Annotated in this window: 23 protein-coding genes, 1 tRNA gene and 2 pseudogenes; 11 read left to right on the top strand and 15 right to left on the bottom strand. The window is 71.0% G+C overall.

What is annotated here, in order from left to right; all coding sequences use genetic code 11:
- Nucleotides 1-45: 45 nt before the first annotated feature.
- From ACLQ24_RS13355 to ACLQ24_RS13340, 4 genes and pseudogenes are all read left to right on the top strand, one after another.
- Nucleotides 46-439: pseudogene (locus tag ACLQ24_RS13355) on the top strand (transposase); the annotation flags it as partial.
- A gap of 178 nt (nucleotides 440-617) precedes the next feature.
- Nucleotides 618-1559: an SEC-C metal-binding domain-containing protein gene (locus ACLQ24_RS13350; RefSeq protein WP_425891609.1), complete on the top strand. Its 942-nt coding sequence runs from the start codon at nucleotides 618-620 to the stop codon at nucleotides 1557-1559.
- 236 nt (nucleotides 1560-1795) lie between these two features.
- Nucleotides 1796-3073, top strand: coding sequence for an AGE family epimerase/isomerase (locus tag ACLQ24_RS13345; protein ID WP_425891607.1), 1278 nt, complete (start codon nucleotides 1796-1798; stop codon nucleotides 3071-3073).
- Nucleotides 3070-4023 carry a carbohydrate kinase family protein gene (locus ACLQ24_RS13340; RefSeq protein WP_425891606.1) on the top strand — a complete coding sequence of 318 codons (954 nt, stop codon included), beginning with the start codon at nucleotides 3070-3072 and terminating at the stop codon, nucleotides 4021-4023. The genes ACLQ24_RS13345 and ACLQ24_RS13340 overlap by 4 nt, the downstream gene beginning before the upstream one ends.
- Before the next feature lie 183 nt (nucleotides 4024-4206).
- On the opposite strand, the gene ACLQ24_RS13335 is transcribed toward ACLQ24_RS13340, so the two are convergent.
- The 5 genes from ACLQ24_RS13335 to ACLQ24_RS13315 form a co-directional block, all read right to left on the bottom strand.
- Nucleotides 4207-5220: a LacI family DNA-binding transcriptional regulator gene (locus ACLQ24_RS13335; RefSeq protein ID WP_425891604.1), complete on the bottom strand. Its 1014-nt coding sequence runs from the start codon at nucleotides 5218-5220 to the stop codon at nucleotides 4207-4209.
- Between the two features lie 26 nt (nucleotides 5221-5246).
- Nucleotides 5247-6626, bottom strand: a complete 1380-nt coding sequence (locus ACLQ24_RS13330; protein ID WP_425891602.1) for an FAD-dependent oxidoreductase — start codon at nucleotides 6624-6626, stop codon at nucleotides 5247-5249.
- A gap of 24 nt (nucleotides 6627-6650) precedes the next feature.
- Nucleotides 6651-7787, bottom strand: a complete 1137-nt coding sequence (locus ACLQ24_RS13325; protein ID WP_425891601.1) for a carboxylate-amine ligase — start codon at nucleotides 7785-7787, stop codon at nucleotides 6651-6653.
- A gap of 389 nt (nucleotides 7788-8176) precedes the next feature.
- Complete coding sequence (locus tag ACLQ24_RS13320) at nucleotides 8177-8848, bottom strand: DedA family protein (protein ID WP_425891599.1); 672 nt, start codon at nucleotides 8846-8848, stop codon at nucleotides 8177-8179.
- Nucleotides 8849-8886: 38 nt separating this feature from the next.
- On the bottom strand, nucleotides 8887-9057 hold the full coding sequence (locus tag ACLQ24_RS13315; protein WP_425891598.1) for a hypothetical protein: 171 nt from the start codon (nucleotides 9055-9057) through the stop codon (nucleotides 8887-8889).
- 71 nt (nucleotides 9058-9128) lie between these two features.
- Between ACLQ24_RS13315 and ACLQ24_RS13310 the strand changes: the two genes are divergently transcribed.
- Nucleotides 9129-10781 carry an alpha-amylase family protein gene (locus tag ACLQ24_RS13310; RefSeq protein WP_425891597.1) on the top strand — a complete coding sequence of 551 codons (1653 nt, stop codon included), beginning with the start codon at nucleotides 9129-9131 and terminating at the stop codon, nucleotides 10779-10781.
- Nucleotides 10782-10824: 43 nt separating this feature from the next.
- Nucleotides 10825-11583 (top strand): 3-oxoacyl-ACP reductase FabG, encoded by a 759-nt coding sequence (gene fabG, locus ACLQ24_RS13305; protein WP_425891595.1) that lies wholly within the window; start codon nucleotides 10825-10827, stop codon nucleotides 11581-11583.
- 58 nt (nucleotides 11584-11641) lie between these two features.
- Here the strand turns inward: fabG and ACLQ24_RS13300 are convergent, their stop codons facing one another.
- Complete coding sequence (locus ACLQ24_RS13300; protein WP_234585950.1) at nucleotides 11642-12058, bottom strand: hypothetical protein; 417 nt, start codon at nucleotides 12056-12058, stop codon at nucleotides 11642-11644.
- Nucleotides 12051-12443 (bottom strand): hypothetical protein, encoded by a 393-nt coding sequence (locus ACLQ24_RS13295; protein WP_425891593.1) that lies wholly within the window; start codon nucleotides 12441-12443, stop codon nucleotides 12051-12053. The genes ACLQ24_RS13300 and ACLQ24_RS13295 overlap by 8 nt, the downstream gene beginning before the upstream one ends.
- 412 nt (nucleotides 12444-12855) lie before the next feature.
- Here ACLQ24_RS13295 and ACLQ24_RS13290 point away from each other — a divergent pair, with 412 nt between their 5' ends.
- Nucleotides 12856-13758, top strand: coding sequence for a Gfo/Idh/MocA family protein (locus ACLQ24_RS13290; protein ID WP_425891592.1), 903 nt, complete (start codon nucleotides 12856-12858; stop codon nucleotides 13756-13758).
- Nucleotides 13759-13800: 42 nt separating this feature from the next.
- Here ACLQ24_RS13290 and ACLQ24_RS13285 read toward each other — a convergent pair whose 3' ends face one another.
- Nucleotides 13801-13992, bottom strand: a complete 192-nt coding sequence (locus tag ACLQ24_RS13285; protein WP_355237418.1) for a DUF2795 domain-containing protein — start codon at nucleotides 13990-13992, stop codon at nucleotides 13801-13803.
- Between the two features lie 100 nt (nucleotides 13993-14092).
- Here ACLQ24_RS13285 and ACLQ24_RS13280 point away from each other — a divergent pair, with 100 nt between their 5' ends.
- Nucleotides 14093-15349: an erythromycin esterase family protein gene (locus ACLQ24_RS13280; RefSeq protein ID WP_425891616.1), complete on the top strand. Its 1257-nt coding sequence runs from the start codon at nucleotides 14093-14095 to the stop codon at nucleotides 15347-15349.
- 58 nt (nucleotides 15350-15407) lie between these two features.
- Here ACLQ24_RS13280 and ACLQ24_RS13275 read toward each other — a convergent pair whose 3' ends face one another.
- The 3 genes from ACLQ24_RS13275 to ACLQ24_RS13265 all read right to left on the bottom strand — a co-directional run bounded on the left by ACLQ24_RS13275 (nucleotide 15408) and on the right by ACLQ24_RS13265 (nucleotide 18698).
- Nucleotides 15408-17624 (bottom strand): MMPL family transporter, encoded by a 2217-nt coding sequence (locus ACLQ24_RS13275; protein ID WP_425891590.1) that lies wholly within the window; start codon nucleotides 17622-17624, stop codon nucleotides 15408-15410.
- Nucleotides 17624-18211 (bottom strand): TetR/AcrR family transcriptional regulator, encoded by a 588-nt coding sequence (locus ACLQ24_RS13270; protein WP_425891588.1) that lies wholly within the window; start codon nucleotides 18209-18211, stop codon nucleotides 17624-17626. The genes ACLQ24_RS13275 and ACLQ24_RS13270 overlap by 1 nt, the downstream gene beginning before the upstream one ends.
- 100 nt (nucleotides 18212-18311) lie before the next feature.
- The gene (locus tag ACLQ24_RS13265) at nucleotides 18312-18698 is read right to left on the bottom strand and encodes a winged helix-turn-helix transcriptional regulator (protein WP_425891614.1); all 387 of its coding nucleotides are present in this window, start codon (nucleotides 18696-18698) and stop codon (nucleotides 18312-18314) included.
- 122 nt (nucleotides 18699-18820) lie between these two features.
- On the opposite strand from ACLQ24_RS13265, the pseudogene ACLQ24_RS13260 reads away from it, so the two are divergent.
- The 3 genes and pseudogenes from ACLQ24_RS13260 to ACLQ24_RS13250 form a co-directional block, all read left to right on the top strand.
- A pseudogene (locus ACLQ24_RS13260) lies at nucleotides 18821-19174 on the top strand (ATP-dependent DNA ligase); the annotation flags it as partial.
- Nucleotides 19175-19317: 143 nt separating this feature from the next.
- Complete coding sequence (locus ACLQ24_RS13255; RefSeq protein ID WP_425891587.1) at nucleotides 19318-19767, top strand: helix-turn-helix transcriptional regulator; 450 nt, start codon at nucleotides 19318-19320, stop codon at nucleotides 19765-19767.
- 33 nt (nucleotides 19768-19800) lie between these two features.
- On the top strand, nucleotides 19801-22182 hold the full coding sequence (locus ACLQ24_RS13250) for an ATP-binding cassette domain-containing protein (protein WP_425891585.1): 2382 nt from the start codon (nucleotides 19801-19803) through the stop codon (nucleotides 22180-22182).
- Nucleotides 22183-22412: 230 nt separating this feature from the next.
- Here the strand turns inward: ACLQ24_RS13250 and ACLQ24_RS13245 are convergent.
- The 4 genes from ACLQ24_RS13245 to ACLQ24_RS13230 form a co-directional block, all read right to left on the bottom strand.
- Nucleotides 22413-22484: transfer RNA gene (locus ACLQ24_RS13245), tRNA-Arg, on the bottom strand.
- 92 nt (nucleotides 22485-22576) lie between these two features.
- On the bottom strand, nucleotides 22577-23269 hold the full coding sequence (locus ACLQ24_RS13240) for a winged helix-turn-helix domain-containing protein (RefSeq protein ID WP_425891584.1): 693 nt from the start codon (nucleotides 23267-23269) through the stop codon (nucleotides 22577-22579).
- Nucleotides 23270-23598: 329 nt separating this feature from the next.
- A complete protein-coding gene (locus tag ACLQ24_RS13235; RefSeq protein WP_425891583.1) occupies nucleotides 23599-24273 on the bottom strand; it encodes a DUF305 domain-containing protein in 675 nt (224 codons plus the stop codon).
- 8 nt (nucleotides 24274-24281) lie between these two features.
- The gene (locus ACLQ24_RS13230; RefSeq protein ID WP_425891582.1) at nucleotides 24282-25094 is read right to left on the bottom strand and encodes a DUF3105 domain-containing protein; all 813 of its coding nucleotides are present in this window, start codon (nucleotides 25092-25094) and stop codon (nucleotides 24282-24284) included.
- Between the last annotated feature and the right edge of the window lie 48 nt (nucleotides 25095-25142).

Genomic DNA, 25142 nt, shown 5'->3' with positions numbered 1-25142 from the left:
GTTTCCACAACTGCCCGACTCGCCGCCTTCGTCCGTGTCGCGCCAATCAACCGTTATGCGTTGCTGAGATCACCTCAGCACACTAGTAGTGCTTTGTTAATAAGTCGTGTCGGTGTGTCGCTGGACGGCCGGCGTAAGTCGATGCAGTCGATGGCGCGGCGGCTCGGGGTGGATCACCAGCAGTTGCAGCAGTTCCTGACCTCCTCGACCTGGGATGTGGATGGTGTGCGGCGGCCGGTGGCGATGGCTGCGCTCGACACGGTGACCCCGCGGGTGTGGGTGGTGGACGACACCGGGTTCCCCCAAGGACGGCACCGCGTCGGCGTGTGTCGCGCGGCAGTACTGCGGCACGCTCGGGAAGGTCGCCAACTGCCAGATCGCCGTCAGTGTCCACGCCGCGACCAACACCGCCTCGGCGGTGCTGAACTGGCGGCTGTTCGGGGCGGTCCCTCCCGCGCGGCGATCTCGGTTCCCCGGTGGGACCCGGCGTGATCGAGCTTCGGTAGGTTTGGGGTATGAACGCATCTGTAGCGTCCGATGCCGTAAGCACTGGATACGGGGATTTCCTTGCTTCGCTGAAGCGCGAGCCGTCCGCGGCTGAGTGTGAGCGGTGGGCCGTGCAGCACGCCGGTGATCCCGACGAGCCGCGCGCCCTGGTGGACGCCGGGTGGTACACGGCCCGTGGCGGCAAGAGCGAGGAGGCACTTGAGCTGTTTCGCCGCGCGGCGGGGTTCGGGGGTGAGTTCGGCAGGGACGCTCAGGTCGGCATCGTCGAGCAGTTGTACGCGCTGCGGCGCGAACGTGAGGCCGAAGCGGCCCAGCAGGCGCTGTGGGCCGAACTCGACGACCAGCCTGGCGGGCTCGCCGACCTGCGGGTCTTCGATGACATGGCCGAGCTGCTGTGCGACGTCGGGCAGTACGAGCCGGCCCTTGAGTGGTGTCAGGCGGGCCTGGCCCGGGCAGCCAAGGCCGGTGACGACATGCAGGTGCAGGACTACCGGCGTGGGCTGCTCATCACCCGTGGCTTCATACGCGACGAGCTGGAGATCGAGCACGACGAAGAGGACCTCGCCGTGCGGGCGGAGACCGACGCCTCGCTCACCGCGTTCCGGGAGATGGTGCGAAAGACGCTGGGTGACGTGGCCCAGCGCCGCCAGCTGGATGTTCCCGATGACGTGGAAGCGTTCGACGGGATTGTCCTGCGCTGGGTACGCGAGGACTTCACCGCGATACGTTCTCGCTGGCCCGAGTCGACCGCCTCCTACGGCGACAGCTACGACACCTACGCCGCGCGGATCCAACGGGAGGCCTGCGGCTATGCCGAGGCCGGCGCCGCCCGGGTACGCATAGTCAGTGGGAAACTCGCTGACTACGAGGCGTACGCCCGCCGTGAAGGCCGCGACCCGGCCGAACGGTCGACCCGCCGAGATTACGGCGAGTGGCATGCCATCACGCACCCCGACCAGGTGCTGCTGTGGCCACCCGAACGCAACACAGCATGCTGGTGCGATTCAGGCCGCAAGTACAAGAAGTGCTGCGGCACGCCGGCCAGGAACTAAGTCCTCCAACTCCTGAAAGGTGTTGTGACGCAAGCGGAATTGACAGTCGACCGGCTGCCGGAGCAGCCTTGGGAAGTGACAACGCTGTCAACGGGCAAATGGGATGAAACGCAGTTGCTTTCCGCTCATGCGCCTGCGGCGGTATGCCGTACCGTTGACCGTTTTCCGGCGCGGACCCGGTCCGTCCGCCGATCCTTGCCGTATGCCCCTTCACACCTCGACGGTGACCAGCTGAGATGACCGACGCGCCCCGCTTCGACGCCGAACCGCCCCCTGCCCCGGCAGGGATACCCGACCTGCCCGACCTGGACGGCTTCCTCGCCGACCAGACCCGCACCCTGCTCGACACGGCCCGCCGGTCGGTCCGGCCCGAGGGCGGCTTCTGGTGGCTGACCGACGACCGCACCCCGGACCGGGGCGAAGCCGTCTACACCTGGATCACCTGCCGGATGACCCACGTGGCCGCGCTCGCCCACCGCAACGGCGACCCGGATGCCGCCGCCCTCGTCGACCACGGCGTCGCCGCGCTCGACACGCTGCTGCGCGACGACCGGTACGGCGGCTGGTTCGGTGCCGTGGACCAGCAGGGCGCGCCGACCGACGAGCGCAAGGCCGGGTACGACCACGCGTTCGTGCTGCTCGCCGCGTCCAGCGCCGCCCGGGCCGGGCGACCCGGCGCGGACCGGTTGCTCGCCGACGTCCTCACCGTGGTGCGGGACCGGTTCTGGGACGAGGAGACGGGTGCGGTCCGCGAATCGTGGAACCGGGACTGGACGGTCACCGAGGACTACCGCGGCGCGAACAGCAGCATGCACATGGTCGAGGCGTTCCTCGCCGCTGCCGCTGCCGCTGCCGCCGCCACCGGCGACACGAGCTGGACCGACCGGGCCCTACGGATCGCCACCCACCTCGTGCACACCGAGGCCGCCCGGCACGACTGGCGGCTGCCGGAGCACTTCACGGCCGACTGGACTCCGCTGCTCGACTACAACCGGGACCAGCCCGCCGACCCGTTCCGGCCGTACGGCTCGACGATGGGCCACTGGCTGGAGTGGGCCCGGCTGCTGATCGAGTTGGAGGCGGTCCTGCCGCAGCCGCCGGGCTGGCTGCTCACCGACGCCCGTACCCTGTTCTCCGCCGCCCTGCGGCGTGGCTGGGCGGTCGACGGCGCGGACGGCTTCGTCTACACCATCGACTGGGACGATTCGCCCGTGGTTCGCTCCCGCATGCACTGGGTGCTAGGCGAGGCCATCGGCGCGGCAGTCACCCTGTACCGCCGCACCGGGGACGCCGTCTACGCCGACTGGTACCGGGCCTTCTGGGCGTACGCGCGCCGCTACCTCGTCGACGGCACCGGCTGGCGGCACGAGCTGGACGCGCAGAACCTGCCCGCCGACACGGTCTGGCACGGTCGACCGGACGTCTATCACGCGTACCAGGCAGTGCTGCTGTCCCGCTCGGCCGACGGCCTCGGCGGCCCTGGCCCGATCGCCCCGGGGACGGTGACCGCATGATCGTGGTGGCGGGTGAGGCGCTCATCGACCTGGTGGTCACCGCCGACGGGCAGCGGGCGGTGCCGGGTGGGTCGCCCGCGAACGTGGCGGTCACCCTGGCCCGGCTCGACCAGCCGGTACGACTGCTGGCCCGGCTCGGCCCCGACGAGTACGGCCGGCAGATCGCCGAGCACCTGGCGGCCAACCGGGTGGACCTCCAGTGGGCGGTCCGCGCCCCCGAACCCACCTCGGTGGCGGTCGCCACCCTGAACGCCGCCGGCCAGGCCAGCTACGAGTTCCGGCTCGACGGCGCGGCGGACTGGCAGTGGACGCCGCAGGAGCTGCCCGACCTGGCCGGCTCGTTGGCGACGGCCCTGCACACCGGGTCACTCGCCCTCGCGCTGGCCCCCGGCGCGCAGGCGGTCGAGGGGCTGCTCGCCCGCGAACGCGACCGCGACGGGCTGACCCTCTCGATCGACCTCAACCTGCGCCCGAGCATCGTCACGGACCGCGCCGCCGAGCAGGAGCGGGTACGCCGACAGGTGCCCCTCGCGCACCTGGTCAAGGCCAGCGACGAGGACCTGGCCTGGCTCTACCCGGACCGGTCGGTGGGCGACGTGATGGCCGACTGGCGTGAGGCCGGGGTGTCCTGCGCGGTGGTGACCCGTGGCGGTGAGGGCGCGTGGCTGCTCGCCCCCAACGGAGTGCTGCACGAGCAGCCGGCCGTACGCACCACAGTGGTCGACACCGTCGGCGCGGGCGACTCGTTCACCGGTGGCCTGCTGGCCGCCCTGGCCGACCTCGACGCGCTCGGTGACCGACCAGCCGACCGGCTCGCCGCGGTGACCGAGTCCCAGTGGGCGACAGTGCTGCGTCAGGCCGCGACGGTGGCCGCGCTGACCTGCGCCCGCCGAGGCGCCAACCCCCCGACCCGAGCAGAAGTCGAGGCCCTCCTGACCACAGCAACCTGACCCGCTCCGCACGGGTCGATCATGGACTTGTGGTGGGCGTTCACCACCACTTTGCGGCATACGCGAGGCACCACAAGTCCATGATCGGCGTCGGCGTCGGCGTCGGCGTCGGTGTGGGGTTAGTCCTTGTCGCTCCGCTGCGCGAAGCGGCCCTCATCGGGAGGAAGTAGGTCTACTTCCGACTTACGAGAGGCCCCGGCGTAGTAAGCGGGTGGGGAGGATCGTTGTTGACGGGGGCGAGTCGTCGCCGGCGATCCGCTCGAAGAGACGCTCGGTGGCCACCCGGGCCAGTTCGCGTGTGTCGTAGGCGACGACGGTCAACGGCCGGGGCATCAGGTGGGCAAGTTCGAAGTCGTCGAAGCCGACCAGTGCCGCGTCGCTGCCCCGGCGGTGCAGCTCCTGCAACGCGCCGACGGTGAGCCGGTTGTTGCCGCAAAAAAACCCGGTGGGCGGGTCCGGGAGGTCGAGCAGCGCGGCGACCGCCCGCCCGGCCTCCTCGGGGGCGATCAGGCGGTCGTACACCAGCGACTCGTCCGGCTCGACTCCGGCGTCCGCCAGGGCCGCCCGCGCGCCGGCCAGCCGTTCCCGCATGGTGGGTACGCTCGGCGCGCCGAGCAGGAGACCGACCCTCCGGTGCCCCTGGTCCAGCAGCGCGCCGACTCCGGAACGGCAGCCACCGGCGTTGTCCAGCAGCACGGTGTCCGCGAGCAGCCCCTGCGGCGGCCGGTCCAGGAAGACCACCGGCATGCCCAGTTCGACCTCGCGGCGCAGGAACGAGTGGTCGGAGCCCGCCGGCACCACCAGCAGACCGTCGACCCGGCGCTGGGTGAAGTCCTGGAGGACGGCGCGTTCCCGCTCCGGGTCCTCCTCCGAGGAGGCGGTGATCAACATGGTGCCGTGTGCGGCGGCGATCTCGGCGGCCACGCTCGCGATAGTGGCGTAGAACGGGTTGGCGATCTCCTCGATGAGCAATCCGACGGTGGCGTTGAGCTGCCGCGAGCGCAGGTTGCGCGCGATGTCGTTGCGCCGGAAACCCAGCTCGGCGATGGCGGCCAGCACCCGGCCGAGCAGCTCCTGACTCACCGGTTCGTCGTTGACGACCCGGGAGACCGTCTTCAGGCTGACTCCGGCGTGTCGGGCGACATCGACCATGGTCGGACGTCGGCGCGCGGTGGGCCTGGTCGGGGTCTGGGTCACGGGGCGGACCTCCACGGCGGGCGCGGTCAGCGATCAAGGGCGGCGAGCGTGTCGACCGCCTTCCGGGCGGCGATCAGCACCGGATCCCAGACCGGCGCGTACGGCGGAGCGTAGCCCAAATCGAGCGCGGTCATGTCGTCCACGGTCATGCCGTTCCACAATGCGACGGCGAGCGTGTCGATGCGCTTGGCCGCCTCGGACCAGCCGACGATCTGCGCGCCGAGCAGACGGCCGCTGGGACGCTCAGCGATCAGCTTGACGGTCATCGGTCGGGCGCCGGGGTAGTAGCCGGCCCGGTTGGTCGACTCGGCGATCACCGAGACGAAGTCGAAGCCCGCCGCCGAGGCGTCCCGCTCCCGCAGGCCCGTCCGACCGACCTCCAGGTCGCAGACCTTGGTCACGGCCGTGCCGATCACGCCGGTGAAGGTGGCGTACCCGCCGCCGATGTTGATGCCGGCCACCCGGCCCTGCTTGTTGGCGTGGGTGCCGAGCGGGATGTACACCGGCATTCCGCTGACCCGGTGCAGGGTCTCCACGCAGTCGCCGGCCGCCCAGATTCCGGGGAAGCCGGGGACCCGCATCCGCCGGTCCACCCGTATCGCGCCGGTCGGCCCGAGCGGCAGCCCGGCGGCCTGCGCGAGCCCGACATTGGGGCGTACACCGAGACCCAGGACCACGACGTCGGTCGGGATCGGCCCCTCGGCGGTGAGCACGGCGGACACCCGGCCGTCCCGCTGGTCGAGGCCGGTCACCGGCAGGCCGCCGCGGATGGTGATGCCGAGGCCGCGCATGGCCTCGGCGACGAGTTCGGCCATGTCGGCGTCCACGGTCGACATGGGTTGCTCGGACTGCTCGATGAGCGTGACGGAGAGGCCCCGCTGGATCATCGCCTCGGCCATCTCCACACCGATGTAGCCGCCGCCCACCACCACGGCCCGGCGCGGTTGCGGCTCGGCATCCAGCCAGTCGCGCAGCGCCGCGCCGTCGTCGAGGGTCTGCATCCCGAACACGCCGGCGACGTCCGCCTGCGCCCACGAGGGCTTGGTCGGTGTCGCGCCGACCGCGTACATCAGCTCGTCGAAGCGTTCACGCACCTCGCCGCCGTTGTCGAGGTCCCGGGCGACCACCTCGCGCCGTTCGAGGTCGATGGCCGTCACCTCGTGGCGCATCCGTACGTCCATGTCGAACTTCGTGCGGAACGTCTCCGGGGCGCGGGCGATCAGATGCTCCGGGCCGGGCACGAGCCCACTGATCCAGTAGGGGATGCCGCAGGCCGAGTAGGAGGTGAAGTGGCCTCGCTCGAAGACCACGATCTCCAGGTCGTCACGGTTGCGGCGGCGGCGTGCCTGGGACGCCGCCGACATGCCGGCGGCGTCCCCGCCGATGACGATCAATCGTTGCGTCACAGGATCATCCTGTCACGCGGGTGCTCAGCCGCGGGTCTGTCGCGCCACGTCGTGCACGACGTCGACGAGCCGTCCGGTACGGGCGTACACCGCGCGCTGTCGGGCGGCGCCGGTGCCGTGGCGGCGCAGCCCGCCCAGCAGGTCGGACACCTCGGTCCAGTCGTCGTGCCGCTCCAGCGCCGGTCGTAGCCGTTCCACGAACCGGTCCAACAGCTCCCAGGCGGGCCGCAGCTCGCCGGTGGTGACGTCGACGCCGTCGCCCTCCAGGCCGTCGTGGGCGGCTCGCCAGTGCGCGCCGACCAGCAGGTGGTGGTCGGTCCGCAGCGGGGGGCGGCCGGCTTCGACGTCGTCCATGGCGGTGGCCACGAGCGCGCGGACCAGCGCGGCGACCAGCACCGCGTCGTCGACGGTCGGGCAGACGTCGCCGATGCGCACCTCCACGGTCGGGTACTTCGCCGACAGCCGGGCGTACCAGTAGAGCATCCCCTCGTCGAGCATCACCCCGCTGGCGATCAACTGACGGATCAGCCGCTGGTAGTGCTCGTGCGACTCCAACCAGGGCGTCGGCGCGACCGACGGCCAGCGCTCCCACTCGACCGAACGCCAGCTCGCATAGCCGGTGTCCTCGCCACCGGCGAACGGCGAGTTGGTGGTGATGGCGTGCAGCATCGGCAGCCACGGCCGGACGTGGTTGAGCACCTGCACGCCGGTCTCCGGGTCGGGGACGCCCACGTGCACGTGCATGCCGTTGTTGCCGGGGCCGGGCACGAGCAGCCGGAAGCGCTCGATCATGCGGTCGAAGCGGGGCTTGTCCACGACCGGCGGCACCGGGCCGTCCACGGGACCGGTGCCGATGGCGAGCAGCCGTACGCCGGCCCGCTCGGCCGCGTCGGCGAGCGCCTTACGGAGTACGCCGAGGGAGTGCCGGATCGAGGACAGCTCAAGGCCGGGCGGCGACCCGATCTCGATCTGGCTGGTCTGGAACTCGCGCTCCACCTGACCGCGCAGTTCCGCCGGGACCTGTTCCAGCACGAGGTCGACGGCGGGCACCGCGGCGCCGGTGTGTGGGTCGACGAGCAGGAACTCCTCCTCGACGCCCACGGTGAGCACATCGGTCCCCGGGGTCGTGCCGCCGGGCGCCTCCGCCACCTGCCCCGTCATCGCGCACCACCGTCCGTTTCTGCCGCTCGCGGTCCGTCCGCGTCGGTCGGACGCTTGGTTACCCACGGTGGTAACGCCCGGAAACGTGGTGACGGCGTGCCGTCCCGCGTGGATGTCCGCGTTCGCCCAGCTCGGCGTGCTCGCGGACCGCCCGGCCGACCTGCTGGCGCGCGCACCCGGACGCCCCTTCGCCGGGTAGCGACACGTCGCCGCGCGGCCGCGTTGTCCTGGCTCACCGATCTGCTTGAACCGTTGGCCGGTGGCGCGGCGACCGTCGCCAGCAGGCGGTGCTGCGCCGCCCGCCGGCCGCACCGGCATCCGCCACGCGGCATCCCCTGCCCTGATCGCCGACGGCGTCCCGCCAGGGGCGTCGGCGGCGACGACGTGGATCAGCGACCGGCGGTCACCGACCGCCGATCGTCGCGTTGCCGGCGGCGGCGGATCTTGCGGGCCACCCAGGTGACCACCATGACGACGAAGACCGCTCCGATGGCGTAGTTGAACCAGTCGCTGTACCGCTCGACGTTCTGCCACCGGCTGCCCAGCGCATAACCGGAGCCGACGATGAGGGCATTCCACACCCCGCTGCCGATCGTGGTGAGCAGGACGAACTCGCCCAGCGGCATCCGGTTGGCCCCGGCCGGGACGGAGACCAGGCTGCGGACCACCGGCACCACCCGGCCGATCAGCACCGCCCAGCGGCCGTGTCGCTCGAACCAGCGGTCGGCCTTCTCCAGGTCGTCGCGGTCCACCAGCGGGACGCGGTCCAGCCAGCGCTTGAGCCGTTCCTCGCCGAGCGCCGCGCCGAGCCAGTAGAGCACCAGCGCGCCGACCAGCGAGCCGACCGTCGCGGCCACCACGACGAGGACGACGTTGAAGTCACCCTCGTGGGCCAGGAAGCCGGCCATCGCCAGCACGATCTCGCTGGGGATGGGCGGGACGATGCTCTCCAACGCGACCAGCAGCGCCACGCCGACCGGGCCCGTCGCGTCGATCACCGAGGCGACCCACCCGGTCAGGCCGGTGAACTCGGACGGGTCACCAGTCTGGGCGTACGCCATTGGTCATCCTTCCGAACGGCCTACCGGGGATCGGATGGTCATACCCCGTGACCGCCGCGGCACACCTGCGGGTGATCCACGCCATGCCCCGCCCCGGCCTCGACGACCAGCTCACCGGCCGGACCGTGCTCGGCGCGCACCGGCGGGTGCAACCAGCGGCCCCGGGACCAGTCCAACTCATCGCTCGGCGGTACGAGGTCGATCTCCATGCCGGGCAGGGTGCCGACCGGGCGGGTCCATCGGGTTTGCCGTGGTGATCAACCGGAGAAGTTCCTCCCGCATGGGTGACCGTTGGTATTCCGAAGCCGTCGTCTACTGCCTCGACATCGACACGTACGCCGACTCCGATGGCGACGGGGTCGGCGACATCCGCGGGCTGATTGGCCGACTGGACTACCTCGCCCGGCTGGGCGTGACCTGCCTGTGGCTGCACCCGATCCACCCCTCACCCAACCGCGACGACGGGTACGACGTCACCGACTTCTACAACGTGGACCCCCGCTTCGGCACCCTCGGCGACTTCGCCGAGCTGCTCCACCAGGCGCAGAACCGGGGCATCCGCGTGATCATCGACCTGGTGGTCAACCACACCTCCGACGAGCACCCCTGGTTCCAGTCCGTCCGTTCCTCGCCCGACTCGCCGTACCGGGACTGGTTCGTCTGGTCCGACACCGAGCCGGACGACCGCCACCAGGGCATGGTCTTTCCCGGGGAGCAGAAGGAGACGTGGAGCTACGACCGGACCGCCAAGGCGTGGTTCTACCACCGGTTCTACAAGTTTCAGCCGGACCTGAACTTCGCCAACCCGGAGGTCCGGGCCGAGGTCAAGAAGATCATGTCGTTCTGGCTCCAGCTCGGGGTCTCCGGCTTCCGGATGGACGCCGTGCCGTTCATCATCGAGCTGACCGAGCCGGGCAACCCGGACTCCCCGAAGGACTTCGAGTTCCTCACCGAGATGCGCCAGCACGTGCAGTGGCGGCGCGGCGACGCCGTCCTGCTCGCCGAGGCCAACGTCGAACCGGACCAGCTCCCGACGTTCTTCGGCGACACCAGCGGCTCCGGCAACCGCATCCACATGCTGTTCGACTTCATGCTCAACGGCCGGCTCATGCTCGCCCTCGCGCGCCAGGACCCGGAGTCGCTGATCGAGGCGCTGCGCGACACGCCGAAGCTCCCGGTCGGTGGGCAGTGGGCCACCTTCCTGCGCAACCACGACGAGATCGACCTGTCCCGGTTGACGACCGAACAGCGCAACCAGGTGTACGCGGAGTTCGGCCCGGACGAGGACATGCGCATCTACGACCGGGGCATCCGCCGTCGGCTCGCCCCGATGCTCGGTAACGATCGGCGGCGCATCGAGTTGGCGTACGCGTTGCAGTTCTCCCTGCGGGGCACCCCGGTGCTGCGCTACGGGGAGGAGATCGGGATGGGGGAGGACCTGTCGCTGCCCGGTCGGGAGGCGATTCGTACGCCGATGCAGTGGTCGTACAAACCAAATGCCGGCTTCTCCACGGCGGAGGAGGAAAAGCTGGTCCGCCCGGTGCTCGACAAGGGTGAGTTCGGTTTCCAGAATGTCAACGTCACCGCCCAGCGCGGCGACCCGAAGTCGCTGCTCGCCTGGTTCGAGCGCATGATCCGTACGCTGCGGGAGGCCCCGGAGATCGGCTCCGGCTCGACCACCCACATCGACGTGGCGGTGCCGCCCGGGGTGTTGGCGCACCGGGCGGACGGGCCGACCGGCACGATGGTCTTCCTGCACAACCTGGGTACCGACGACGTCGAGGTGGACCTGAGCAGCCTCGAACCGGAGGCCGACCTGCCGATCGACGTGCTCACCGACCGTGGCTACGGCGAGCTGGGCAAGCTCGGCGCGGTGAAGGTCTCCGGGCACGGATACCGGTGGATTCGCCTATGCCGGGGTCGGGGGTTCTGACGTTAAGCTCCTCCGATCGACCCCAAGTTACCCGGAGGTAATCATGTCGGAGGAGCCCCGCGTCGCCATCGTCACCGGAGCCGCGCGCGGTATCGGCGCGGCCACCGCCCGGCGGCTGGCCGCCGACGGGATGGCCGTCGCCGTGGTCGACATCGACGAGGCCGCCACCAAGGAGACTGTGGACGCCATCTCCGGCGCGGGCGGCCGTGCGCTCGGCGTCGGCGCTGACGTGTCCGACCGCGACCAGGTCGAGGCCGCCGTCGAGCGGGTCGCCGCCGAACTGGGCGCGCCCACCGTGCTGGTCAACAACGCCGGCGTGCTCCGCGACAACCTGCTGTTCAAGATGACCAACGCCGACTGGGACACGGTCATGGGCGTGCACCTGCGCGGGGCGTTCCTGTTCAGCCAGGCCGCCCAGAGGCACATGGTGGACCGCAAGTGGGGGCGGATCGTCAACCTGTCCAGCACCTCGGCGCTGGGCAACCGGGGTCAGGCCAACTACGCCGCCGCCAAGGCGGGTCTACAGGGCTTCACCAAGACGCTCGCCATCGAGCTGGGGCCGTTCGGGGTGACCGTCAACGCGGTCGCACCGGGCTTCATCGTCACGGACATGACCGCGGCCACCGCCGCCCGCATGAAGGTCGACTTCGAGGACTTCCAGAAGCACGCCGCCGCCGAGATTCCGGTCCGTCGCCCGGGGCGCCCGGAGGACGTCGCGCACACCATCTCGTTCCTGACCAGTGAGGGGGCGGGCTTCGTCTCCGGACAGGTCATCTACGTCGCCGGCGGCCCACGGGCCTGATTCGCACGCTTGTCACGCGGCCTGCGCCCCGGTCGGTCAGGTGGGGTCGCGCGGTCGGTCAGGCCGGGTCGCGGCGGGTGCGCCAGAGCCAGAACAGGCCCAACACCGGCAGCACGAGCGGGATGTAGCCGTATCCGCTGCCGAACTGCGACCACACCGTCTCGTCGGGGAACAGGTCCTTGTCGACCACGCTGAGGATGCCGACGGCGACGACCCCGACCAACTCCACCGAGCAGCACGCCAGCGCCACCCGCCGGCCGGTGTGCCCGGCACGGGCCAGACCCACCGCGGCGACGATGTAGATGAGCGCGGCCAGGGCGGAGAGCAGGTACGCCACCGGCGCCTCGTCGAACTTGGTGGCGATCTGCAGACCGGCCCGGCTGGTCGCCGCGATGGCGAAGAGCAGGTAAACCGCGATCAGCAGCCGGCCCGGACCGGCATTCGTGGCGCGTCGGGCCGGTCGTGTCTCAACCACCGAGGACCTCCCAGGTCTGCTGCAACCGGACCACCACGACCGGCGCGACCAGGCAGACCGCGCAGACGATCGCCGAACCCCAGCGGGTCGGCTCCATCCGGGCCAACACCCAGGCCAGCGGCGGCAGGCAGACCAACGTGACGAGGTAGCCGTAGAACGCGCCGGGCTCGCCCGGCCGGTCCCCGCCACCGACCGCCACCAGCGCCGACACTCCCAACGCGAGCAGCGCCAACTCCAGTACGGCCAGACCGGCGAACTGCACCCGATCCGGAGGTCGGTGGCGTACCGCCGCGACCAACGCCCACACGGCGACGAGCAGCGACAGCACGATCGACGCCGTCGCGAGGAGCCCGTCCACCGGCGAGCTGGCCGCCGCGCTGGTCATCGGCCCCACCCGGTCGTCGCCTCGGTCACCGGCACAGCCTACTAACCGTCGTAGTAAGCAGCTCACGCTCCCCGCCCGGCGCGCCCCCGGGGTGCCGCCGCGCGGACAAGGGCACCCCCACCTCACGTCCTTTGCTCTGCTTCAGCGGAGGAGACACCTGGTGTCCGATTATCGGACGTAGGGTGTCTCCTGGGTTGAAGCAGAGCAAAGGACGGCTCCTACCCTCGCCACCCGGCTCAGGAGACACCGAGGGACACACCCGGACAGCCGGGACACCACGAGCAGGCTGGACGTCGGTCAGCGAACCAACAGACCCTTCGTTGGCGACCCGCCATCGGCGTGGCCAGCGGGGCGACTAGCGTGGATCTGGTCCGTGGCGTTGCCACGGTGAGAGGAAACAGCGGAGGTACACGTGCTGCGGTTCGGCTTGTTCGGCACCGGTCACTGGGCGATCGAGACGCACGGGAAGGCGCTGCACGCACACCCGGACGCGGAACTGGTCGGGGTGTGGGGGCGTAACCCGGAGCGGGCTTCCGCGCTGGCCGAGCGGTACGGGGCGCCCGCCTACGCCGAGGTCGACGCCCTGATCGAGCAGTGCGAGGCGATCGCCGTCGCGCTGCCGCCGGACGTCCAGGCCGACATCGCGGTCCGTGCCGCCACCGCCGGCCGCCACCTGCTGCTGGACAAGCCGTTGGCGCTCACCGTGGACGACGCCGACCGGGTCGTCGCTGCCGCCGAGGCGTCGGGAGTCGCCTCCGTGGTGTTCTTCACCCAGCGGTTCCAGCCGAACGTCACCGCGTTTCTCGCCGCGACCGCCGCCGCCGGCGGCTGGCAGCACGGCCGCACCACGGCGTTCGCGTCGATCTTCCAGGAGGGCAGCCCGTACGGCGGCTCCCTGTGGCGTCGCGAGCACGGCGCGCTCTGGGACATCGCCCCGCACGCGCTCTCGATCCTCCTGCCGGTGCTGGGCCGGGTGACCCAGGTGACGGCGGTGGACGGCCCGAGCGGGATGGTGCATCTGCTGCTCACCCACGAGGGCGGTGCGACCAGCAGCGCCTCGCTCTCCCTGGACGCCCCGTCCGAGGCGATGGCCCGGGAGTTCGTGTTCTACGGCGAGAACGGCATCGAGACCGTTCCGGTGGGCGAGTACGACGCCGCCACGGCGTTCGGTGTGGCGATCGACCAGCTCGTCGAGCAGGTCCAGGCCGGCACCCGCGACCACCGCTGTGACGTCCGCTTCGGCCGTGAGGTCGTCACGATCCTGGCCGCCGCCGAAACCGCCCGCCAGGAATCCCGCACAATCCCCCTCCCGTAACCCCACCCCCACCCGGCTGCTGCACGCGCGATGAGCGGCCGGTCAGGCGAGGGTGGTCAGCGCCTCGCTCAACTCGGCCGGCGACTCGAACTGCTCGGCCGGCAACGCCTGCAACATCTGCAACATCGCCGTGCTGGCACCGTTCTCCTGTCCCCAACGGATGAGGTCCTCGCGGGAGACCGGGTAGTCGAGCCCGGCCAGGTACTCCTGCAACTGCACGCCGGTGACGGTCATGCCGGTCGGCTACCCGCTCGCCGCACCCGTACACGCGCACGGCGTGTCGGCGGGCGACGCGCCGACGGTTTGTCGGCGCGACCGCCGGGTAGCCGCTGCCATGCTGGTTCAGCGGCTCGGCGCGCCGAGCGACTTCGACCCGTTGCTGGAGCGCGTTCGGGACGCCCGGGTGGTGATGATCGGTGAGTCCACGCACGGCAGTTACGACTACTACCGCCTGCGTGAGCAGCTCACCCGTCGGCTGATCGCGGAGTGCGGCTTCTCGTTCGTGGCCGTGGAGGGCGACTGGCCGGACTGCGACCGGGTGCATCGCTCGGTCACCGCCGCGCCGGGTGGGGCCCTCGATCCGCAGGCGGCGCTGGAACGCTTCGAACGGTGGCCGACCTGGATGTGGGCCAACGCCGAGGTGGCGCGTTTCTGCCGGTGGCTGCGCGCGTGGAACCTGGAACGACCGGAGAGTGAACGGGCCGGCTTCCACGGGCTCGACGTCTACAGCCTCTGGGAGTCGATGCAGGCGATCTTCGACTACCTGGGGGAGGAGGACCCGACCTCGCTGGAGGCGGCGCAGGACGCGTACCGGTGCTTCGAGCCGTACGGCAAGCGGGTCGAGGAGTACGGCGCGGCCAGCCGGTTCGTCTCCGCCCGGTGCGAGGAGGAGGTGGTCCGGCTGTTGGCGCGTACCCGGGAACAGGCCATGTCGGACGGCCCGGACCGCTTCTCGGCCTGGCAGAACGCGGAGGTGGTGGCCGGCGCGGAGCGTTACTACCGGGCGATGGTGGCCGGCGGCCCGGACTCGTGGAACATTCGTGACACCCACATGCAGGACACCCTGGACCGCCTGCTGCACCGCTACGGCCCGGACGCCCGAGGGATCGTCTGGGCGCACAACACGCACGTGGGGGACGCGCGAGCCACCGACATGGCCGCGGACGGGATGGTCAACATTGGTCAGTTGGCCCGGGAGCGGCACGGCGACGACGCGGTGGCGTTGGTCGGGTTCGGCACCTACCGGGGCACGGTGATCGCCGCCCCCCGCTGGGGCTCGCCGTCCGAGGCGATGGTGGTGCCGCCGGCGCGGGAGGGCTCGGTGGAGCGGCGGCTGCACGAGCTGATGCCCGAGCGGGCGGTGCTCGTCTTCGGCGGCGACGACCAGCCGGGCTGGGTCACCGAGCCGGCGGACCACCGGGCGATCGGGGTGGTGTATGACCCGTCCTTCGAGTCCTGGGGCAACTACGTGCCGACCCGGCTGGGCGCACGCTACGACGCACTCATCTGGTGCGACGAGACGTCAGCCCTGCATCCGCTGGCCGTTCCGGCCGTCCCCGGCGAGATGGAGACGTACCCGGCCGGCGTGTGAGCAGTGCCGAAAGGTGCGGCGCCCCGCTCGGGCGCCGCACCTTTCGTGGTCGGAACGGTCAGACCCGGGTGGGGGTCTGGGTCGTCAGGTGGGCGCGCAGACCCTCGCCCTCGATGTCGACGTTCGGCAGGGCGCGGGAGAGCCACCGGGGCAGCCACCAGGCGCGGTCGCCGAGCAGGGACATCACGGCCGGGACGATGGTCATGCGGACCACGAAGGCGTCGACGGCCACGCCGACGGCGAGCGCGAAGCCCATCGATTTGATCACCGGGTCTTCGAGGAAGACGAAGCCTCCGAACACCGACATCATGATCAGTGCGGCGGCGGTGACCACCCGGGCGCCGTGCCCCATGCCGCTGATCGTGGCCTCCCGGGCGGTCTCGCCGTGCACGAAGTCCTCCCGCATGCGGGACACCAGGAACACCTCGTAGTCCATGGCGAGCCCGAACAGGATGCCGATGAGCAGGATCGGCAGGAAGCTGATCAGCGGACCGGGCGTGTCCAGGCCGACCAGGTCGGCGAGGTGGCCCTGCTGGAACACCGCCACCGTGATGCCGAACGTGGCGGCGACGGTGAGCAGGAAGCCCAGCGCGGCCTTGACGGGTACCAGCAGCGAGCGGAACACGAGCATCAGCAGCAGGACCGACAGCCCGACCACCAGCAGCAGGTAGACCGGTAGAGCGTCGGAGAGCTTCTCGGAGACGTCGATGCCGATCGCGGTGACGCCAGTGAGCAGCACGTCCGCGTCCCGGATACCGCTCACCGAGCGGCGGACGTCGTGCACCAGCGTCTCGGTGGCCTTGTCGGTCGGGCCGGTCTTGGGCACCACACCGAGCAGCGCCGTCCGGCCGTCCGGGCTGAGCTGGGGTGGCGCGACCGCGAGGACGTTCTCGGTGCGTTGCAGCAGCGCGGTGACCTGCGGTACGGCGGCCGACGTGGCCTGCGGCGAGTCACCGGCGACCACCACCGCGAGGCGACCGGTCAAGCCCGGGCCGAAGCCCTCGACGGTCAGGTCGTTCGCCACCCGGGCGGGGGAGCCGACGGCGGCCGTCGCCGCGCCCGGCAGGGCCAGCCGCATGTCCGCCGTGGGCAGCGCGAGCAGGCCCAGGCCGAGCAGCCCGGCCAGGATCACCGGTACGCGGAACCGGGTGACGAAGCGTGCCCAGCGGAAGCCGAACCGGGTGCGGTCCTCGGCCGGGGCCGCGTCGACGTCCGGGGTCGACGCGAGGGCGTCGGTGGCCGGCGTGGTGTCGGCGGAGACGGCCCGCAGCCGGCGGGGGAGCACCCGACGGCCGGCGAAGCCGAGCAGCGCCGGCTGGAGGGTGATGGCCACGAGGACGGCCACGGTGACCGTACCGGCGGCGGCGAAACCCATCACGGTGAGGAACGGGATGTCCACCACGGCCAGCCCGGCCAGCGCGATGACGACCGTGGCGCCCGCGAAGACCACGGCGGAGCCGGCGGTTCCCACGGCCCGGCCGACCGCCTCGTCCGGCGGCAGGCCGTCGAGCAGGTTCTGTCGGTGCCGTGAGGTGATGAACAGCGAGTAGTCGATGCCCACGGCGAGGCCGAGCATCAGCGCGAGGATGGGCGCGCTGCTGGTCAACTCGACGACGCCGCTCAGCGCGAAGAGGCCGGCCATGCCGACGCCCACGCCGATCAGCGCGTTGAGCATGGTCATCCCGGCGGCCACCAGCGAGCCGAAGGTGACGATCAGGACGATCGCGGCGACGAGAATGCCGAGCGCCTCGGTCGAGCCGACCTCCGGCTCCCCGCTCAGCACCTCACCGCCCGGGGCGACCTGCCAGCCCTGTGCCTTGGCCGCCGCGCCGACCTCTTCGTACGCGGCCTTCTGCTCGCCGGTCACCTCGTTCGCGCCGCTGGCGAACTGGACCTGGACCAGCGCGTATCGGCCGTTGGGCGAGACGGCCCCGACCTGGAGCGGGTTGACCGCGCCGACCACGCCGGGCAGCGTCCCGGCCTGCTGGACCAGCTCCTGCACCACGGCCTGGCCCTGCGGGGTGGCCAGTTGGCCGTCCTTGGGCGCCTTGAGCGTAATCGTGCCGGTCGCTCCACTGGCTGCGGGGAACTGCTCGGCGAGCAGGTCGAGCGCGCGCTGGCTCTCGGTGCCCGGCATGGTGAGGTTGCCCGCCGTCGGGCCGCTCAGGGTCGCCGCGGCCAGGCCGGCGCCGACGAGTACGACGAGCCAGAGCGCGACGACGAGCCGTCGCCGGCGCAACGCGCCCCGGCCGAGTCGGTAGAGCAGAGTGGCCATCAGGAGTCCTTGTCTTCGTTCGTGGGGGATTGGCGCAGGGGTGTCCCGATGGGTTCGACGGCCCGCCGGACGAGGGTGAGCAGGGCGGAGCGCAGGTCGTCCTCGGCAACGTCGACGAACTCCGCGCACGCCTCGGAGATGCCGGCCAGCAACACCACCGCGGCGATCTGGGCGCCCGGACGGTCGGAGTGACCGGCCAGGGCGTCACGCAACCGTTCGGAGATCTGCTGGATGTGGGCGAAGGCCGGCTGGCGCAGCAGCTCCGGGAACTCGCCGCGCAGCACGGCGATCTCCCGCCGGAACCGGACCGCGAGGTCGACGAAGCCGACCGCGGCGACCTCCTGGGCGGCCGCGCCGCTCAACCCGCTGAGCTGATCGTCGAGGTCGGTCAGCACCGTGATGGCCGGTGCCATCAGCTCGGCGAGCAGAGCTTCCTTATTGGCGAAGTGGTAGAGCACGGTGGCCTTGGAGCAGCCGACCTCGCGGGCGATGTCCTGCAACGAGGTGCCCCGGTATCCGGTCACGGCGAACCGTCGTGCCGCCGCGGCGAGGATCTCGCCGTGCGTCTCGGACACCGCTCTGGCCATCACCGGTCCACCTCCGTGAACCAGCATGCCTGACCGATCGGCCAGGACCTGACCGATCGGTCAGATGGGCGGCGTGGCGTTCCTCACACCCGTCGTCCGTTCAGCCCGCGTGCGCGGCGTCGTACCTGGTCCGCGCCTCGGCGATGGCCCGGCGGTGCCGTTCGGCCCAGCTCGTGAGCGCCACCAGCGACTCGTACAGCTCCAGCGCCATCGGGGTGGCCACGTACTCGACCTTCGGTGGCACGGTCGGGTAGACGGTGCGGTGCAGCAGGCCGTCGCGTTCCAGGTTGCGCAGGGTCAGCGTGAGCATTCGGCGGCTGATGCCCTCGATGTGCCGCTCCAGTTCGGTGAAGCGCACCGGGCCGTGCGAGGCCGCCACCAGGATGCCGATGCTCCACTTGCCGCCGACCCGGTCGAGCACCTCGCGGACGGTGCACGCCCGGGCCTGCCCGGGGGTGAAGGGCGCGTTCCCGGGTGAGCAGGTCAGCTCGGCCTCCACCCGCGCGGACACATCGCTGTTCCTCTGGGACACAGCAGTGCCTCCTTCCGCTCTCGCTCATGGTCACAGACGATGGCGTCGGTAACAAGCCGTGCACCAAGGAGGGTTCCGATGGACCGACGACGGCGTACATCATCGAGGACCGGGGCGGGAAGGTCTTCGTGGACGCCACCCGCTCCGGCGGGGCGACGGTCGTGGCCGCGTACAGCCCGCGACTACGGCCCGGGATGCCGGTGTCCTTCCCGGTCGACTGGGCCGACCTGACCGAGGTGACCCCGGCGGACTTCACCATCCGCACGGTCCCGGCGTTGCTCGCCGGGACCGACCCGTGGGTCGCGCTGCTGCCGAAACCCCAGCAGATCCCCGCCGACCTGGTCACCGAGGGCCGCGCCATCCCGGTCGCCCGCGTGCAGGCCATGCACGAGGGTAAGCGCCGGGCCCGCGCCCGCCGCGAGACCACCTGACGGTACGCCCCGACGACCGCCCCACCCGCCGCCGCGCGGCTCGGGTCAGGCTCGGCTGTCCGGCTGTCCGGCTGTCCGGCTGTCCGGCTGTCCGGCTGTCCGGCGGTCCTGTCCGGTCGGACTTCTGTGGCACGATTTGGCGGGTGACTAGCCGATCCACCGAGAGTCAGCGCCTGAGCGACCTCGCGCGGCTGCGTCGCGTCCGCGACCGCATCGACCGGGAGTACGCGAGGCCGCTGGACGTCGAAGCGCTCGCCCGCGGCGTCCACATGTCGGCCGGGCACCTCAGTCGGGAGTTCCGGCTCGCCTACGGCGAATCGCCGTACAGCTATCTCATGACCCGGCGGGTCGAGCGCGCCATGGCCCTGCTGCGCTGCGGCGACCTGAGCGTCACCGATGTCTGTTTCGCGGTCGGCTGCTCGTCGCTCGGCACCTTCAGCACCCGCTTCACCGAACTGGTCGGCGTACCACCCAGCACCTACCGACGGGAGGCGGCGCTCGCGACGGCCGGGCTGCCGTCCTGCACCGCGAAGCAGGTCACCAGACCCGTCAGGAATCGAGAAGCGCAGGTCACGCCGCCACCTATAGCGTGACCGGGCCCCGCCACCCGAGCAGATGGAGAGACGATGAGCAAGGCCACGGACTCGCCCGCGGCACACGTCGCCGACCGCCACGACCTGATCCGGGTGCAGGGCGCTCGCGTCAACAACCTCAAGGACGTCACGGTCGAGCTTCCGAAGCGTCGCCTGACGGTCTTCACCGGTGTCTCCGGCTCGGGCAAGAGCTCGCTGGTGTTCGGCACCATCGCCGCCGAGTCGCAGCGGATGATCAACGAGACCTACAGCGCCTTCGTGCAGGGCTTCATGCCGACGCTGACCCGGCCCGAGGTCGACGTGCTGGCCGGGCTGACCACCGCGATCATCGTCGACCAGGAGCGGATGGGGGCCAACGCCCGCTCCACCGTCGGCACCGCCACCGACGCCAACGCCATGCTGCGCATCCTGTTCAGCCGGCTCGGGCAGCCGCACATCGGTCCGCCGAACGCGTTCTCCTTCAACGTCCCCTCCGTCCGGGCGAGCGGCGCGATCACCGTGGAACGCGGCGCCGGCCGGACGAAGACCGAGAAGGCGACCTTCAACCGTCTCGGCGGCATGTGTCCGCGCTGCGAGGGCATGGGCGCGGTCACCGACTTCGACCTGTCCGCGCTGTACGACGAGAGCCGGTCGCTCAACGAGGGCGCGATCACGATCCCCGGCTACAGCATGGAGGGCTGGTACGGCCGGATCTTCCGTGGCTGCGGCTACTTCGACCCGGACAAGCCGATCCGCAAGTACACGAAGAAGGAGTTGCAGGACCTGCTCCACCGGGAGCCGACGAAGATCAAGGTCGACGGCATCAACCTGACGTATGTCGGCCTCATCCCGCAGATCCAGAAGTCGTTCCTCTCCAAGGACATCGACACGCTGCAACCGCACATCCGCGCCTTCGTGGACCGGGCGGTGACGTTCACGACCTGCCCCGACTGCGACGGCACCCGGCTCAGCGCCGAGGCCCGGTCGTCGAAGATCGAGGGAAAGAACATCGCCGACGTCTGCGCCATGCAGATCAGCGACCTGGCGGCCTGGGTCCGGGGCATCCGGGAGCCGTCGGTGGCACCGCTGCTCAGCGGCTTGCAACACCTCCTCGACTCGTTCGAGGAGATCGGGCTGGGCTACCTGTCGCTCGACCGGCCGTCGGGCACGCTCTCCGGCGGCGAGGCACAGCGCACCAAGATGATCCGCCACCTCGGGTCGTCGCTCACCGACGTCACGTACGTCTTCGACGAACCGACGATCGGGCTGCACCCGCACGACATCGCCCGGATGAACGGCCTGCTTCTGCGCCTACGCGACAAGGGCAACACCGTCCTGGTCGTGGAGCACAAGCCGGAGGCCATCGCCATCGCCGACCACGTCGTCGACCTCGGCCCGGGTGCCGGCACCGGCGGAGGCGAGGTGGTGTTCGAGGGCACCGTCGACGGGCTGCGCGCCAGCGACACGCTGACCGGGCGGCACCTGGACGACCGGGCCGCCCTGAAGCCCTCGGTGCGGACACCGTCCGGCACGCTGGCCGTGCGGGGCGCGAACACCCACAACCTGCGCGACGTCGACATCGACATCCCACTCGGTGTGCTCGTGGTGGTGACCGGTGTGGCCGGCTCGGGCAAGAGTTCGCTCATCCACGGCTCGGTGTCCAGCACCGACGGTGTGGTGTCGGTCGACCAGAGCGCGATCCGCGGCTCGCGACGGAGCAATCCGGCGACGTACACGGGTCTGCTCGAACCGATCCGCAAGGCGTTCGCCAAGGCCAACGGTGTGAAGCCCGCGCTGTTCAGCGCCAACTCCGAGGGCGCCTGCCCCGGCTGCAACGGCGCCGGCGTCATCTACACCGACCTGGGGATGATGGCCGGCGTCGCCGCCACCTGCGAGGAGTGCGAGGGGCGGCGGTTCCAGGCGTCCGTGCTCGAGCACCGGTTCGGTGGCCGGGACATCAGCGAGGTGCTCGCGATGTCGGTGACCGAGGCGGAGGCGTTCTTCGGCACGGGCGAGGCGCGTACGCCGGCCGCGCACGCCATCCTCGACCGGCTCGTCGACGTCGGGCTCGGCTACCTCAGCCTCGGCCAGCCGCTGACCACACTGTCCGGTGGCGAGCGGCAGCGACTCAAGCTGGCCACCCGCATGGCCGAGAAGGGCGGCGTCTACGTCCTCGACGAGCCGACCACCGGCCTGCACCTCGCCGACGTCGAGCAGTTGCTCGGTCTGCTGGACCGGCTCGTCGACTCCGGCACGTCGGTGATCGTCGTCGAGCACCACCAGGCGGTCATGGCGCACGCCGACTGGATCATCGACCTCGGCCCGGGCGCCGGCCACGACGGCGGCCGGATCGTCTTCGAGGGCACCCCGGCAGACCTGGTAACGGCGCGCAGCACCCTAACCGGAGAACACCTGGCCGAGTACGTAAGCCGCTGAGCCCTCGCTGCCGCATGATGCCGCCGGGGGCAGCGGCGCTCCGCGATCTTGCACTTCGGTGGCGACACAAGGCGCAGTGAGCCCACAACGACAACCGAAACTGCAAGATCGCGGAGCGGGACGACACGAGCCCGTGCCCCGGGCGCGTAGGGTCCGGGGCACGGCCCCGGAGCAGAAATGACGAACGCCCCAGGTCCGCGCTTCTCAGCGGACATGAGCGCGAAGCTTTGTGCCCCCGGCAGGATTCGAACCTGCGCCCCCGCCTCCGGAGGGCGGTGCTCTATCCCCTGAGCTACGGGGGCTCAGCGACTGGAGAAGACTAGCAAACCTCCCCGGCGCACGCCGAATCGGTATCGGGTGGGCCGATCGTGTCGGTGACCGACCCACCCGGTGCTCAAGCGGCGATCGCCCGCCCGCAACTGGGCAGCGGGTGCAGGACGATCCGCCGGGGCAGCCGCCGCGGCCACTCGTTGCGTGGCCAGGACCCGTCCACGATCAGGTGTACGGTGCGCTGCTCCTCGCCGCTGAGTCGCAGCACGAAGTCGCGGGGGAGCGGCGGGTCCACCGTCGGCGTGGTGATCATGAAGCGCACCCGGCCCCGGGACGACACGGCGGAGATCACGTCGGCGGCCGGCATGGTGCCGCGCAGCCGTACCCGCCCGATCCAGTAGACCTCGGCCAGGTGCTCCTGGGCCGTCCGGGTGATCGTCGGGTACTCGCTGCGTACCCACCGCTCGACCGCGCTGACGCAGAGCCCGCAGGCCCGCTCGCGCGGCTCGCGCGGACCCAACCCCCAGGCCCGCAGGTACGCCCCGACCGCGCCCACGTCCAGCGGGAGGTCGAACCGGCGCTGGATGAGCGTGGTGAGGCTCTGCCGCGTCCACAGCTCCTCGTCCAGGCCGAACTCGTCGGGGTGGACGCCCCGGAGTGTGTCGATAAGTTCGAGTTCCTGGTCGCGGCTGAGCATTCCCGGCTCGCCCTGCCGCTGTCCGCGACGGACGGCTGCCACCGCCCCGTCACCGCCGATGGTGTGGCGTCGGCACCAACTGGTGACCGAGCGCCGTGCGTCTCTGAGTGCAACCCCCACGTCTTGGGCAACGAGCACGAATCACAACTGGTCACGATATGTGTGGAGAAAACTCTCTAAGCAACGTAATCGCCCGTCCCGCGCAAAACACCCACAACGGGCGGGTGGGCATCGACGGGGCGCGGAGTGCCGGTCTCGGGGCCGATCACCCTCGATTCGTTTCGGACCATGCGTACCCGAGTCGATCATCGAGCCGTGCCCGGGACAGAGGCCGGACATAACCGCGGGCACGCGTCTCGCCGGTCGTCGGCGTGACGACCGGACATGACGCCGGCCCGCGTCCCGCCGGCCGTCGGCGTGACGCGGGCCCGGTGTGCCCGTGCGGAGGATCAGCCCTTGGCCTGCGCCTGGAGCTGCCGGAGGTTGTTCAGCTCGGACTGCTGGGTGGCCTTCATGGTCTCGGCCACGCGTACCACCTCGGCGTTGTCGGTCTCGGCGAGCGCCGCGTCGATCATGTGGATCCCGCCCAGGTGGTGGTTGTACATCAGGGTCAGGAACTGCCGGTCGACCTCGACACCCCTGGCGTCGCGCAGGGCGGCCATCTGCTGCGGCGTGGCCATGCCCGGCATCAGCCCGTCCTTGACGGTGGCGCCGTCGGACATCCACGACATCGACGGCTGCGACCCGGTCGGGCTCAGCCCCCACTCGCGCAGCCAGGTCTGCATGGCGCCGATCTCGCCCTGCTGGCCGGTGGCGATGTCGACGGCGATCTGGCGGACCTCGGGCAGCGTCGCCGACCGGTACGCGATCAGGCTCATCTCCACGGCCTGCGCGTGGTGGGTCGTCATGTCCCGTGCGAAGCCCGCCTCGACCGAGGCGTCACCGGGGCGGGTGAGCCGGGGGGTGAGCAGACCACCGGCGTACCCGAGCAGCAACCCCACCACCAGCAGGGCGGCCAGCGCGAGCACCCCGTAACGCCGCGCCGGGGCCCGGCCGCCCTCCTGAAGGGCGGACGGGGCCTCGTCGTACTCGTGCTCGTTGTCGGTGGTGGTGGGGGCAGTCATCGACGTCCTTACTGGGTAGGCGGCTGCTGCTGGAGCTCATGCGGCGTGGTGCCGGTGGCGGTGACGCCCTGGTTGCACAGCGCCGTCGGGCCCTCGACGGAGGCGTTCACCCGCAGGTCCTTGATGAACTCGTCGATCCGCTTGTCGTCGGCGTTGTCGACCTTGAGCTGGTAGCCCCACGCCTGGAGCGAGATCGGCTTGTCCAGGCCCTCGTACGGGCTCATCAGCGTCTTCTCGACGCCGCGCACCTTGCCCGCGAGCTTCTCGACCTGGCCCTTCGGCAGGTCCGGCCGGTACGTGATCCACACCGCGCCGTGCTCCAGGCTGTGCACGGCGTGCTCGCTGGCGATCGGGGCGTCGTACACGTCACCCATGCAGTTCTGCCAGGCCGCGTTGTGCACCCCGCCCACGGGCGGCGAGTACTTGTAGGTCAGCGGGCCGGGCTTGTGCGCCTCGTACTTGAGGCTCTCCGGGTCGGACTTGCGGATGTTGGTGATGCCGTCGATGGCGTTGGCCTTCTTGTCCCACGGCTTGGAGCCCTGGAACGCGGCCCAGGAGCCGTAGCCGATGATGCCGGCCGCGAGGACGCCCACGGCGACGAAGAGCGCGATCGGACCCCAGGCCTGGCCCTGGCTCACCTTGACCGGTGCGACCGGCTTGCGGGGACCCTTGCCACCTGCCCGCGGGGTGCCCCCCGGCTTGCCCGCCGGTTTGTCGGAGCCGGCCTTGGCGCCAGACGCCGGCCGGCCCGCAGCCGGCTTCTTGCCGGTGCTGACCACGGTCGGGCGGCGCTCTGGGCCACCCGGGGTGCTGATGCTCATCGTGCCTCGTCAGGTCGGTCGGTCAGGGGAGATGGCGGGCCGGTTGAC

This window comes from Micromonospora sp. DT4 (assembly GCF_049841675.1).
Taxonomy (GTDB): domain Bacteria; phylum Actinomycetota; class Actinomycetes; order Mycobacteriales; family Micromonosporaceae; genus Micromonospora.
This window is presented reverse-complemented; position numbering and strand designations above follow the sequence as displayed.